This window comes from Campylobacter concisus, assembly GCF_902460415.1.
Lineage (GTDB): Bacteria > Campylobacterota > Campylobacteria > Campylobacterales > Campylobacteraceae > Campylobacter_A > Campylobacter_A concisus_Y.
In genome coordinates, this window is record NZ_CABPTY010000002.1 from 530,753 (window position 1) to 545,341 (window position 14,589).

Annotated in this window: 7 protein-coding genes; 5 read left to right on the forward strand and 2 right to left on the reverse strand. The window is 37.2% G+C overall.

Annotated features, from left to right (window positions below; translation table 11 throughout):
• Positions 1-43: 43 nt before the first annotated feature.
• On the reverse strand, positions 44-5,164 hold the full coding sequence (locus FZ940_RS06760; RefSeq protein WP_148821997.1) for an alpha-2-macroglobulin family protein: 5,121 nt from the start codon (positions 5,162-5,164) through the stop codon (positions 44-46).
• Position 5,165: 1 nt separating this feature from the next.
• On the reverse strand, positions 5,166-7,334 hold the full coding sequence (gene pbpC, locus FZ940_RS06765) for a penicillin-binding protein 1C (RefSeq protein ID WP_148821998.1): 2,169 nt from the start codon (positions 7,332-7,334) through the stop codon (positions 5,166-5,168).
• A 65-nt stretch (positions 7,335-7,399) separates the two neighbouring features.
• Here pbpC and FZ940_RS06770 point away from each other — a divergent pair, with 65 nt between their 5' ends.
• The 5 genes from FZ940_RS06770 to FZ940_RS06790 are packed head-to-tail and all read left to right on the forward strand — an operon-like array spanning position 7,400 to position 14,454.
• Entirely contained in the window at positions 7,400-9,433 is a 2,034-nt protein-coding gene (locus tag FZ940_RS06770) for an ATP-dependent helicase (RefSeq protein ID WP_148821999.1), read from the forward strand.
• A 54-nt stretch (positions 9,434-9,487) separates the two neighbouring features.
• Positions 9,488-10,681, forward strand: a complete 1,194-nt coding sequence (locus FZ940_RS06775; RefSeq protein WP_148822000.1) for an efflux RND transporter periplasmic adaptor subunit — start codon at positions 9,488-9,490, stop codon at positions 10,679-10,681.
• Positions 10,682-12,610, forward strand: a complete 1,929-nt coding sequence (locus tag FZ940_RS06780) for a MacB family efflux pump subunit (protein ID WP_148822001.1) — start codon at positions 10,682-10,684, stop codon at positions 12,608-12,610.
• A 1-nt stretch (position 12,611) separates the two neighbouring features.
• Entirely contained in the window at positions 12,612-13,958 is a 1,347-nt protein-coding gene (locus tag FZ940_RS06785) for a TolC family protein (protein ID WP_148822002.1), read from the forward strand.
• Positions 13,959-13,962: 4 nt separating this feature from the next.
• Entirely contained in the window at positions 13,963-14,454 is a 492-nt protein-coding gene (locus tag FZ940_RS06790) for a flagellar protein (protein WP_148822003.1), read from the forward strand.
• The last annotated feature ends 135 nt before the right edge of the window (positions 14,455-14,589 follow it).

Here is a 14,589-nt window from a genome sequence, read left to right on the forward strand (position 1 = left end):
AATATGGGCTTGGGGCGGTTAAACGCCCCAAAATTTATATGGCTTATTTGACAGTAAAGCTTCGCTGAGCTAGGTCGTAGTCGTTTTGTCTTTCGTTATACATATTTTCAGTTGTGACCGCACCAAGCGAGCATTTGCCACTAAGTCTTACACGATAAGGTGTGTAAAGCACAGCCTCTCTTTTGTCGCTATCTAATGCATAAAAACTTAAAACTCGATCATCTTTTATGCTCTGATATTCAAGCTCAATGCTATCTTTAAGATTCTTACTAAAACCACTTAAATTTTCATTTATTGGCTCAAAGCAGCTACTTACTATCTCGTTTATTACGCCATTTTTAACCATAGCTTTAGAATTTATCACTATTTTTGAATAGATAACATCATTTACTCTTAGGCTGTCAAGACCTAGCTCTTTGCCTTTTTCATCGACAAACGTTCTATAAATATCAAGCTCTTTTGGCTCTATTTTATGCTTAATCTCAAGTGGCACATAAGCGTAGCTTAAAATAGTAGCATATAGCTTGTTTTCACCAAGTGGCGTGATGGTAAAATTTCCATCTTTTGCTGTAAATGATACGCTTAAAAGACCATCAAATTCTTTGCTTTCGCCATTGTAGCTAAGCTTAAATTTATTATTTTTCTCGCCAACATCTTTGCCAAAGTAGGCATTTAGCGCTCTAAGTGTAAAAGCGCGCTCCTGCGTTGAGCTAAGCTCATTTAAATTTGTGATCAAGAAATTTGCAAGATCATCTGAGTAGTCGTTTTTATCAAAATATTTTGCATGCAGATACAAGATAAATGCATTGTCTCTCATCTTTGAGCCAAAACTAGAATAATCCCTGCTGTAATCAGCCGCTTGAGCTTTTTTAATATCTTTTAGCGCCACCTTTGCTTCGTCATTTAAGCCGTTTAGCTTTAGAGCCGCTGCCATTAGATATTTATTAAGTGCGGTCGTATTGTAAGCTTTGTGGTCATAAATTTTATTTAGTACCGATTTATCAGTAACATTTGCGCGGGAGCTTACATAAATAGCATATAGAGCTTCAATATCTGTGTTTGTATACTTTAAGAGCGAATTTAATGCTCTTTGCTTTACATTTTTATTTAGCTCATATCCAGCCTCTTCAAGATCAAGCAATACATCAGTTGCATAGATCGAAGCAAATGCATTTGTACTACCTAGATCGCTCCAGTAGCCAAAGCTACCATCTGGTTTTTGCATCTTAATTAGCTCACTCATTCCGTTTACGATAAATCTCTTTTGATCATTTTTTTCAAGCTCATCTTTTGGCTTTAAATTTAAAAGTGCAAGCAGTCTTGAGCTCCTTTGCTCCGCACATCCGTAAGGGTACTCGACTAAATTTTTAGAAGCTGCTAATAGCACGCTTGAAACCGAGCTTGACGCATCTATACTAACATTATGAAAGCCTTTTGGAAGCGAGATCATGCTCTCTTTGTCAAAGACGCTACTTTTTGCATAGGTGCTAATCGTATAAGGATTAACTACATCAAGTAAATTTTGAGCAGTTTTCGAGCTGTTTTTATCGCTTATTGTTATATTGTATTCGCCAGCTCCAGCTTCAAGAGCTGAAATTTTAAATGTAAAAGCTTTATTCTCAAGCGGCTTTAAATTTATATTTTCTTTTGTTTTGATGCTTAAATTTTTACTGCTAGCCACTTTTATGGTTAAATTTTTATCCTCATTTGTTATATTTATGAGCCTTAAGTTTGCATTTAGCTCATCGCCTTTTAGCAGATAAACTAACGCACTTGGCTTAATAATCACATCATCTTTTACTAAAATTTCTTTATTTACAGCGTTCATGCCAGTTTCATTATTTGCCACGACATCTACTCTAATGGCAGAGTTAAAGCCATTTGGTGTTTTAAACTCGTATGAGATTTCACCATTATCGTCAGCTTGAAGGCTTACTAAATTTGCATATGTTTTTACTTTTTTACTATCGACCGGGCTAGCATGTTTTGCCATTTTTGCCTCCATGGCAAGTGCCGCCATATCGCCACCAAAGCTTAAAGTTTTACCCTCGACTTTATAGTTTGTGAGCATATTATAAATATCATAGTCAAAAACACCATCTGGTAAAATTTTGTCAAAAAATTTAAGTGGATCGGCTGGCTTTTGTGACGTTATATCAAGCACGCCAACATCTGTGATAAATAAATTTACATAAGCTTTTGGCTTTGTTTTTAGTGAAATTTTTATATTTTCATCGCCTTTTGCTGTATTTGGTGCATCAAGACTTAGATCAAGTATCCTTGATGACTTATCAGCTTTAGCATAAACCTTTCCGTAAGTCCTAAACGGAGTTAATCCACCATCTGTCATGCGGTAGATATTTGCACTAACGTAAAGTCCGCTAAAATCAAAATCAAGTTTAAATTTCACATTTGCTGAGTTGTTTTTTATCTTAACGACCTTGTAAGCTTTCACGCCACCATCTTCAAGTGTAACAAGGGCGATGCCTTCTTTTATAGCTGAGCTTATATCAGCACTTAGTTCATCGCCTTTTTTGTAGATAGTTTTATTTAGTTTGATTTGAGATTTGCTAAGCTCTTTTGTTGGTGCTAGAGTCGAGTAGTTGTAGCCACTTACGTCCATATCAAGGCTTGTGCTTGCTCCACTTACTAGATTTGTAGCGATGATCACATATGAGCCGCTTTGTGTAAATTTGTAGCTAAACTCGCCATTGTCTTTATAAAAATTATCCACATCTTCTAGCGTTTGAAACCACTTTATATAGCCATTTGCATCTCTTTGGTATTGCCAAGTAACACGTTTTATGTCAAATTTTAAATTTGATTTTACGGCCTTTTGACTTGACATATCTACTACAACCGTTCTTATTTTTACATCTTCGTTTGGCTCAGCAAATGTCGTGCTTGCTGCGATACCGACCATATCTTTGTAAGGATAGAGCGTAAAGCTTTTTGTGTCGCTTACGTTTTTACCATCATCATTTACATTGAAATTTATCACGCCTGTTATGATAGAAGAGGCATTTTTAGTGCTAAAGCTAAGATCTATCATTTGACTTGATTTACCATCTTTTGAAAGAGTGAGATCATTCTCAAAAGATGGATAAGCACTTGGTTTTAGCGTATTGTTTTTAAATTTATACTCTTTAAACTCGCTATTTTTATATTCATCATCAAAAAAGCTCACCTGCATGCTACCATCAAGCTCGCTAGCAGCGCCACCAAAGAGATAGTTACTAGCTAGATTTGCTCTAACAAGCTCATTTGAGAAAAATTTATCTCTCTCAAGCGTTATCTCATTTTTTATCCTATTTGGCATAAAACTCTCAATAAAAAATGGCACATTTGAGATCACTTTGCTTGCGTAAATTACTTGCATATTAAATCTACCGCTAAGATCACTTAGTATCTCTTTTTCAAAATTTACCATGCCAACGTCATTTGTATTTTTTGAAATTTCAGCACTACTTTTGCCTTGTGGATCGAAAAATTTTATCTTTACAGGCATATTTTTTAAAGGATTAAAATCTCTATCCCTTAGATAGATTGCCCCCTTTAAACTCTCATTTGGTCTTATGATATTTGAAGCAAAATGAACGTACGCATCGATACTCTCACTGGCATTTTGGCTCATAAATTTCGCTTCATTTAGCGCTTCGTCTTCTTTTAAAATAAGAAAATTTTGCTCTTTTCCAAGAGAGACAACCACCGAAGAGATATCTTTATAAATATCTTTTTTGTTAAATTTAAAAACACCTATATCATTTGTCGCACCAACTGCGATTTCTTCGTTCTTTTTGCCATAAATTTTCACATTTGCGTTTGGAAGCATTGTATTTTCGCCAAGACGATTTGCAAATACGAAAATTTCATCCTTGCCAAGCTTTGCATTTACGGCGATATCACTTAGATATACTACTTTTGAGACGCTCTTATCTTTGCCGTAGTTTAAATTTATCTTATAAACGCCGTCTCCAGCTCCAGCAAAGTCAACTTTGATTTTATTTAGAGAAATTTCATTTAATGCGCCATCAAGCTTATAACTTTTGCTTGCCACTTTTGTGCTAAAGTTACTTAACTCTTCGTTATTGTCATTAAAATTTAAGAAATATCTAAAATTTTGATCGCTTAGCTTTTCAATGCTTATATTTAGCTCAGGTAAATTTGCACTTCTGATACCGATTTCGCCAACACTTGAGATATATGGCTCATTATTTATAAAATTTGCAAATGGAGTGAAATTGCCAGCTACTACTTCATAGCTACTTTCATCCCTTACTACATTTCTATCATCGCCAAAACCGGGCTTAATAGTGATTTCATAACTATTTTGTGGCTTAAAATCGTCACTTGTAATATCAATGTAGTAATAATATTCGCTAAGTTCTGAGTTTTCTTCATAGTTGTCACTATATTTAACGTCACTAATGCTAAAGTTTTTTACACCTTTAATGTTTATAAATTTCTTTAAGTTAATGTCGTCATCAAGCCAATTTTTTAGATAAATTCTAAAGCCCAAGATACCATTATCAAGGCTCACTGGATAAATTTCTGGTATCTCAAGACTCTTTGCATTATCATTTATATTTACGCTTTCTTCGCTTATTTCATCGGCAAAATTTACTATCGTTTCACCTGAAAGCGTTGCGCCAAATTTGCTCTCAAATTTTTCACCAAAATCAAAAACTGGATTGCTTAAATTTTTATCAAGATTAAGCTCAAAGCTATTGTTAGAAAGCTCAATTGCTTTAAATTTCGCATCTTTTACAGCAATATTTTTGATAGCTTCAATATTTACTTCATCATTAAATTTAAGTATATATTTGCTATCGCTTATTTTTTCTATCTTTGTTAGTTCAAATTCTTTCGTAGCAAAACTAGCAGTGCTTCCATTTTCAAGCTTGCAGCTATAATCCAAACCAGCATGCATATCTTTTGTAAAAAGTAGCAAGCTTTGACTATTAAATCTAACCGTACCATTTAATGCTGGTTGGCACAAAAGTAGCTTTTTATCACTTAGCATACCAACAAAATTTTTATCGACTTTATCTTCTAGTCCAAACTCTACGCTTAGGGGCGATTTTATCTGCGCAGTGCCATTTAGGCTCAAAGCATATAAATTTGTCATTCCCAAAAGTGCTAGAAGTGCTACTTTTTGCCACATTTTATCTCCTTATTTTTATTGTTATTTCACTTTGATTTGAGTTTTGATCAAGGCATTTTATGCTGTGCTCGCCAAGAGTTAGATCAAACTTTTTTTCGCTTGCATTTTCTATCTTAGAAAAGTTCAAATCATCTATTTTTAGGTAAATTTCATCGCCTAAAAACGCGTAGCATTTTACCATAACTTGTGTAATATTTTCATCTGTCACTATCTCTTCATTGTCATACGGATAGGCAAAAACTGGCTTTTTATCTTTAAAAATTTCAGCGCAAGGACTTTTTTGTATCTCATCTTTATCCAAAAGCTCATTTTTAACCAAAAAATCGAGCTCTTCGCCCCTTAAACTTTCGCACTTATCCTTTAAATCTACACCCTTTATCCTATCGTCAAGTGCCATTTTTTTGCACTTTTCATAGTTAAAGGCATCAAGGCAAGTTGGCAGCTTTTCTATGCCATCTGGCTCACTCATAAATCTTAACTTCTCTTTTTGAGCGATTATCTTAAACATATCAAAAAGGCTCTTTGATACGTCATTTAGTCCTGTTAATTTATCAGTTTTGCTAGCATTAAAATTTCCAATCCAAATAGCAATTGTGTAATTTTCATCAACACCTATTGCGTAAAGATCACGTGAGTTTGCGCTTGTGCCAGTTTTAAAGGCTATTTTGGGCGTATTTTGGGCGTACTGCCAAGCATTTTTTAGATATGATCTTGAGGCTTCGCTTAGCATTTTAGCAGTCAAATAGGCACTTTGAGGTGAAATGAGAGTTACATTATTCTCTTCATTTTTGTAGTTTTTTCCTGCAAACTCAAGTGGCCTATAAATGCCGTCATTAGCATAAATAGTATAAAGATGAGCAAGATCAAGCAGGCTCATTTCAGCACTTCCAAGCGTTATAGAAGCTCCATAATACTCCTTATTTTCATCTACCAAATTTACCTTTTCAAGTAGTTCGTAAAGGGAATTGTCTTTTAGTTTTAAGTTTAAATTTATAACCGGAATATTTAGACTAAAATTTAGAGCATCTTTCGCGCTTACGATACCTAAAAAATCATTACTAAAATTCTTTGGGGCATACTCTTTTATATAAATTTGCGTATCTATTAGCTGCGAGCTTGGCGTGATGAGACCGCTATCAAGCGCAAGCGAGTAGATAAAAGGCTTTAGCGTGCTGCCGGTGTTTCGCTTCATATTTATGGCTGAGTTTTTGCCGTCGCGTGCGCGCTCATCGTGTGAGCCGATAAATGCAACAACGCTCATTTTTTTATTGTCAATGACCACGGCTGCGGCGTTGTTTGCATTTTTAGCCTTTAGTGAAAACATCGTATCTTTTAAAATTTTAAGCATATCTTTTTGTAAATTTAGATCCAAACTCGCCTTTGAAATTTGGTTTTTAAAAGCGACATTTGCATAATCTTCTGCAGTTACGATAGCCTTTGCTCTTACATTTTTAAATGGCTCTGCCTGCGCTCTTTTAAACGCGCTAAGATCAATTAAATTTGCCTTATAAAGCATTTTTATGACCCTGTTTTTTAGGGCATTTATGTTTGAAACGCGGTCAAGTCTATTTTTATTTGGATTTTTTGGTATTGTGCTTAAAAGTGCAGCCTGAGCGTAGCTAAGCTCGTTTAGCTCTTTGCCAAAGTAAAAAAAACTTGCCGCCTTTGCACCCTCGATATTGCCACCATAAGGGGCTAAATTTAGGTATAAATTTAAAATTTCATCCTTGCTAAAGTGAAGCTCGAGCTGAAATGCTCTAAAAATTTCTCTTATCTTGTTTTTATAGCTCCTATCACTTGGCTCAAGCATCCTTGCAACTTGCATCGTAATAGTGCTAGCGCCTATGCGGTTGTCGCTTCTTAGGTTGTGGAAAAATGCTCTAAAAATGGAGGCAAAATTTACGCCAAAATGGTAGTAAAAGTATCTATCTTCAAAGAGAACAACGCATTGTTTTAGCGAGTTTGGGAAACTTTGCTCGTGAAATCTCCAAATTCCGTCGCTGCTAAGCTTCATATTTATGATCTCGCCATTTTTATCAAGCAAAATTTTGGCTTCGTCTTTTTTAAGCGCATCTAAATTTAGTGGATAAATTTGATCAAGTATCAAAAAAATAGTGACCATTAGAGCCAAAGATAGGGCAAGGAATTTTAAAAATTTAAACTTTTTCATCCGCGTGATTATAGCTGTTAAAGTTTAAGTAGCTATAATCAGACCTTTTTAAAAAAGAGGAAACAATGCCCTTATCTAGGTTAAACAAAGAACAATACACCGCCGCAACTGCGCCATTTGGACACAATCTCATCATCGCTTCAGCTGGCACTGGTAAGACTAGCACGATTGTCGCTCGCATCGCTCATCTTTTAAATTTAGGCGTAAAACCAGAGAAAATTTTGCTTCTAACTTTCACCAACAAAGCAGCCAGCGAAATGATAGAGCGCTTAAATAGGTATTTTGACAAACAAATCACCTCCAAAATCACCGCAGGCACCTTCCACTCGGTCTCATTTTCGCTTTTAAAAAGCCTTGATAAAGGCGTTACGCTAAAGCAGCCAAGCGAGCTAAAGACGCTTTTAAAAAGTCTTGTTGAAAGGCGTAAATTTTACCACTTAAGCGACGTCAAGCCTTACGGTGGAGCCTATCTATACGACCTTTACTCGCTCTTTCAAAACAGCGAACAAGGCACAACATTTGGCAAATGGATAAGTGATAAGAGCGAAGAGCAGGGCGTTTATGCTGAAATTTATGAAGATGTTTTAGAGGAGTTTGAGGCTGAAAAGGCTAAATTTGCCTACGCTGATTTTAATGACCTTCTTATCAAAATGCGCGACGAGCTAAAAAATGGGGCAAATTTAGCTTATGATGAAATTTTGATCGATGAGTATCAAGATACAAACACCCTTCAAGGCAGCCTCATAGACGCATTTAAGACAAAGAGCCTATTTTGCGTGGGCGATTTTGACCAGAGTATCTACGCATTTAACGGCGCAAATATCGAGATCATAGGCTCATTTAAAGATCGCTTCCCAAACGCAAATATCTACGCTTTAAATGTAAATTACCGATCAAGCTCAAGCATACTTGCCCTTGCAAATAAGGTCATAAACAACAACCCAAGGCTTTATGAAAAGCACCTCACAGTTAGCCGCGAGGGGAATTTCAAGCCTCCAAGGCTGCTTGTCTATAACGAGCTTTTTGATCAGTATCAAAATATCGCTGATATCATCTCGCTCTCGCCATTTAATAGAGAAAATATCGCCATAATTTTTAGAAATAACTCATCAGCTGACGGCATCGAAGTCGCGCTAAAAGAGCGAGGCATCGGCTCAAAGCGAAAGGGCGGGGTGAGCTTTTTTGAGAGCCGTGAGATCAAGGCACTCATCGACATCATGGGAATTTATGTCAATCCAAAAGATATAATGGCATTTATCCACATCTGCGAATACGCAAAGGGCGTTGGCAGCGCAGTTAGCAAAGAAATTTTTGACGCACTTCTTAAGCTTGGGCATGGAAATTTGATAAAAGGGATAGTTGAGCCAGATGAGAGCGTAAATATCTCATCAAACAAAAGGCGAAACTACCAGCTGGGCCTTTTTGATGATCTTGACGAATTTGCCGAAGTTTCAAGGTTTTCTAAGCTTGGCTTTAGCGATAGATTCCTAGGCCACCCTGTGCTAAAACTACAAAAGCTAAGCGAGAGTGGGGCGCAGTTTTTATATGAAATTTACAACTTTTTAAGAGGCATGAGAAATATCACAAAGCCAGCCACGATGATAAATGAGATAAAAACTAGCAAAATTTACTCTCTCATCGTCGAAAATATCAGCACAAAAAGGGCAACTCTAAAAAATGGCAATGTCGATCTGGCACTTAAAGAAGAGGTTAAAGAGCGCATAATGGCAAAGAGCGTGGTGCTAAGCGAGCTAGCTAAAAAGTATCAAGATATCAGTAAATTTTATAACTTCTTAGCCCTTGGAAGCAACGAGATGAGCGAAGGGCAGGGCGTTAGCTTACTTAGTGTGCATGCGAGTAAAGGGCTTGAGTTTGACCAAGTTTTTATCGTCGATCTCGCGCAAAACCGCTTTCCAAATTTAAAACTAATGAGCATGGGTGGCAGCCTAGAAGAGGAGAGGCGACTCTTTTACGTAGCAGTGACCAGAGCAAAAGATGAGCTATATCTAAGTTATGCAAAATACGACAAGATAAAGAAGGTGAATTATCAGCCAAGTAGGTTTTTGATAGAGGCTGGCATGGCAAAAGAGGAAGTTTAAAGAGAATTTTAATCTTATTAAGTAAAATTGACTAATTTTTTACAAAGAGAAGCGATGAAAAAATCTAAAATTTTAATAATCCTGCTTATTTTAGGCGTCGGTGGATATTTTATCTATGATAATTTTTTTAAGATAAAAGATGAAAAGGTGGAATTTATCACCAAAAAGGCAAAGAAAGGTTCATTTAGTAAAAAAGTCGATGCGACTGGAGAAATTTTCGCTACCGAACTAGTTGATGTGGGTGCGCAGGTGAGCGGCCAGATAAAAAAGCTATACGTTAAGCTTGGAGATCAGGTAAAAAAAGGTGATATGATCGCAAGTATCGATAGCTCGACACAGCAAAATAGCATCGATAATAAAGAGGCACAGCTTGCTATCTACAAAGCCCAGCTAGAAAGCGCAAAAGTGGCTCTAAATATCTCTAAAACGCAGTTTGATAGAGAAAATGCACTTTTTGCCAAAAACGCCACTTCAAAACAAGAATTTGAAAGCGCAAAAAATACTTATAGCGCAAATAGTGCCAAGATAAAGGAGCTCGAGGCTCAGATCAAGCAGACAAATATCGAGCTAAGTACTGCTAAGATAAATTTAGGCTACACAAAGATCACCGCCCCAAGAGATGGCATAATAGTAAGCGTGCAGGTTGAAGAGGGACAGACTGTAAATGCCAACCAAACTACACCAACTATCGTAAAGATCGCAGATCTTAGCTATGTCAAGATGAAGATGCAAATAGCCGAGGGCGACATCACAAAGATAAAAGTTGGTACGCCAGTTGAATACTCGATCCTCTCTGAGCCAACAAAAAAATTTCAAACGACGGTTAGCTCAATCGACCCTGGCTTAACGACATTAAGCGATGGTAGCTACGGCTCTAGCAGTAGTAGCAAATCCACAAGCTCAAGCACTTCAAGCAACTCAGCTGTTTATTATTATGCTCAAAGCATAGTTGAAAATAAAGATAAAATTTTAAGAATAGGCATGACAACACAAAATGAGCTTTTAATAGCAAATGTAAAGGACGCTATCATCGTACCAAGCATCGGCATCAAAAAAGATGAAAACGGCACTTTTGTCTATATTTTAAAAGACGGCAAAGCGGTAAAAACAGCGGTCAAAACTGGCATAAAAGACAACCTCGATACGCAAATAATTAGTGGTGTGAATGAGGGTGATGAGATCATCACATCACAAGGCTCGGCAAGCGAGATAGCCAAGATGATCGAAAAAGAAAATAAGAAGTTTTAAGTGATAAGTCTAAAAAATATCACAAAAAGCTTTAAGCTAGGTGAGAATGAAATAGAAATTCTTCATGGCATAAATTTAGAGATAAAAAAGGGCGAATTTATAGCCATTATCGGTCAGTCTGGCTCTGGCAAATCAACGCTTATGAACATCCTTGGCTGCTTAGATAGCCCAAGTGATGGGCAGTACCTGCTAGACGGCAAAGATATATCAAAATTTGATAGCGATGCACTTGCTAAGCTTAGGCGAGATAAATTTGGCTTTATCTTTCAAAGATATAACCTTCTTAGCACAATGAACGCTCTTGAAAACGTCGCACTTCCTAGCATTTATGCAGGAGCAAATAAGAGCGAGCGAGAAAAAAGAGGAATGGAGATCTTAGACTCTCTTGGCCTTAGCGAAAAGGCTAAAAATTTACCAAATAAACTCTCAGGCGGACAACAGCAAAGGGTCTCCATAGCAAGGGCACTAATGAATGGTGGCGAGATCATCTTGGCTGATGAACCAACAGGAGCGCTTGATAGCAAAAGTGGTCTAAGAGTGATGGAAATTTTAGTGGATCTTTACAAAAAAGGTCACACCATCATCATCGTCACGCACGACCCAAAGATCGCCGAGTACGCGAGTAGAGTGATCGAGATAAAAGATGGCAACATCGTAAGTGATAATATAAAAAATAGTGAAATTTTTGAGGCCAAAAAGCAAACTCAGCCAGAAAAAAGTAAATTTACATACTATAAAGATCAGCTAATTGAAAGCTTTAAAATGTCGGTAAATGCGATGCTAGCTCATAAACTAAGATCGCTTCTTACTATGCTTGGTATTATTATTGGCATCACGGCGGTCATTAGCGTCGTAGCTCTTGGCAAAGGCTCACAGGAGCAAATTTTAGCTGGCATTAGAAAGATCGGCACAAATACGATCGATATCATGCCAGGAAAAGGCTTTGGCGATATGCTCTCAGGCAGGGTAAAAACGCTCTCTATAAGTGACGCAAATATGCTTTCAAAGCAGTCGTTTCTTGACTCAGTCACTCCAAACACAAGTACTTCAGGCGTACTAACGTATGAAAATACCTCCTTAACAGCGACACTAAAAGGCGGTGGAGTAGGGAGCTTTGATGTAAATGGACTAAAGCTAGAAAAGGGAAGAATTTACGATGACGACGAGGTTTTAAACTCAGATTCTGTCACATTAATAGATCAAAATACCAAAAACAGTATATTTAAAAACGAAGACCCTATCGGTAAGATCATACTTTTTAATAAAAAGCCACTTCGCATTATAGGCGTTTTGCAAAAAGATGAGTTTAAAGTCGGTGATGCTAGCTCGCTTAAAATTTATGCTCCATACACGACTGTGATAAACAAGATAACGGGCGATAAATTTATTAGCTCAATAACCGTAAAAGTAAATGAAAGCGTAAATGCTCAAATCGCAGAAAAGAGCCTGACTGATCTTTTAACGATAAAACACGGCAAAAAAGACTTCTTTACAAGGAATTCTGATAGCATCAAGCAAACTATCGAAGAGACGATCTCAACCATGCGCCTTCTAATATCAAGTATCGCCGTGGTTTCGCTAGTAGTTGGTGGCATAGGCGTGATGAATATCATGCTAGTCTCGGTCACCGAGCGCACCAAAGAGATAGGCATCAAAATGGCGATCGGAGCCAGACAGAGCAACATCTTGCAGCAGTTTTTGATAGAGGCGGTGCTACTTTGCCTTATCGGCGGAGCTATTGGTATAGCCTTTTCCTACGCGATCGGCTACATATTTAATAACTTTTTAGATGGCTTTAGCATGATCTTTTCAAATGGCTCGATCGTACTTGCACTTGTTACGTCGATGGCTATTGGCATCATCTTTGGCTACATGCCTGCCAAAAATGCCTCAAAACTAAACCCAATAGATGCGCTTTCAAGGGAGTAATATGAAATTTCTTAGCCTAGCTTTAGTGCTCGTTTTAAGCGGCTGCGCTGTTAAAAATATAGATGAAAATTACAAGCAAATTTTACTTGAAGATAACGCTAGCAGGGAGCTAAATTTAAACACTTCTTGGTGGAAAGAGTATCATCAAAGCTACCTTGATGAGCTTGTAGAACTTGCGCTTAAAAACAATACCGACCTTACAAAAGCAGCAATAAATGTAAATAAAGCACTCGCTCAAGCTGGTATTTTGGAGGCAAATCTTATCCCAAACTTTAACGCTGGTTTCGAGGCTGGAAGTAGTAAAAATATAAAAGAGGGTGGTGCTTCTAGTAGAAATTTTAGCTCAAATATAGGGCTTAGCTACGAGCTTGATCTTTGGCAAAAGCTAGCAAATAGCAAAGACGCAGCGATGTTTGAGACAAAAGCAACTAAATTTGATCTGGAAGCTAGCAAACTAAGCGTGATAAACTCCGTAACAGACGCCTATTTTCAAATTTTATATCTAAATGAGAGCATTAAAACTTATGAGCAAATTTTAGAAATTTATAACAAGCTAAATGAGATAGTTGGGCTTAAATTTAAGCTTGGCAAAGAGGAGGCGTTAAGCCTAAAGCAGATAAACTCACAGCAACTAAGCGCTCAAAATAAGATAGAAAGTACCAAAAAAGAGCTAGTCGTAGCCAAGAAAATGCTTAGGATTTTGCTAAATGAGAGGCCAGAATTTGAGCTTAAATTTGAGGGCCTCACGCTAAGTCCAGTTAAAAGAGTGGGCGTTGATCTAGAAGTGCCAACAAGCGCCATAGCAAATCGCCCTGATCTAAGAGCGGCCATTTACCGCATAGAAGAGGGCATCTTAAACTACAAAGCTAGCCAAAAGGAGTTCTATCCAAGCATCACGCTAGGAGCTAGCCTCAAAAGTAGTTCAAACACAAAAGAGGGCGCATTTAGCCTCAAATTTCTAAATGGTAACATAGCTCTGAATTTACCATTTTTAAACTATCACAAGCTAAAGTCAAATTTAAAGGTTAGCGAGGCAAATTTCGAGCTTACAAAGCTAAACTACATAAGCACTCTAAATAGCGCATTAAACGAGATAGACGCATTTTACAAAGGCTACCTAAACGACGAAGCGCTACTTGCTAACTACCAAGAACAGATAAAAAACTACGAGGAAATTTCAAAAATTTACGAGATAAAATACTCTTATGGCAAGGTTGAGTTAAAGCAGTTTTTAGAAGCCAAAAATAGCGAGTTAGAAGCCAAAATAGGGCTACTAAAGGCAAAATATACTCTCTTACAAGACGAGCTAAATATCTACAAAGCCATGGCAGGCAAATTTAATAGGTAAATTTATGAGCTCAGCTTGGGACTATGAGGCAAATGTGTGTAGCAGTGATGGCAAATTTAGCGCCAAATTTGAAGGCTGTGAGGTTGCCATGGGCACTCCAACCCTTGGCGAGCTACGGCTTTTTATAAATAGCGAGCACTGTCTAAATTTAAAAAATGAGCCTTCAAACCACGCAAAAAGGCTATCAAATTTGGATCAAAATTTAGTTAAAGATGACGATGCGCTTCAAATTTTACTTAGCGAAAGGGCAACTGCTTGCTTTTTATTTTCAGAGGACTCTAAATTTCTAGCTTTTTCTGAATGGACGGCAGATAAAATGCAGATCATAAAGGTGGTGCGCCTAGCTGATATGAGCATAAAAACCACCGGAAAGCCAAAAAGAGTAGTGGAATTTCTCTCGTTTGATGATGGCGTGCTTGAAATTTTAGACTCACCGATCTTTATGCCTAAAAACTACACACTGGATATCCGCACACTTTTTGACGATAAAATTTAATTCTTGAGCGAGCGCTTTATGTACATTTATTGCAGTTTTTGCAAGGTTAGTGCTCCGCGCTTAAAAGCAAGAACCATAAACTCCAAAGATAGCTCTTGCTCACTTTTTCAAAATAGGGTAGATCAAATTTTAAGT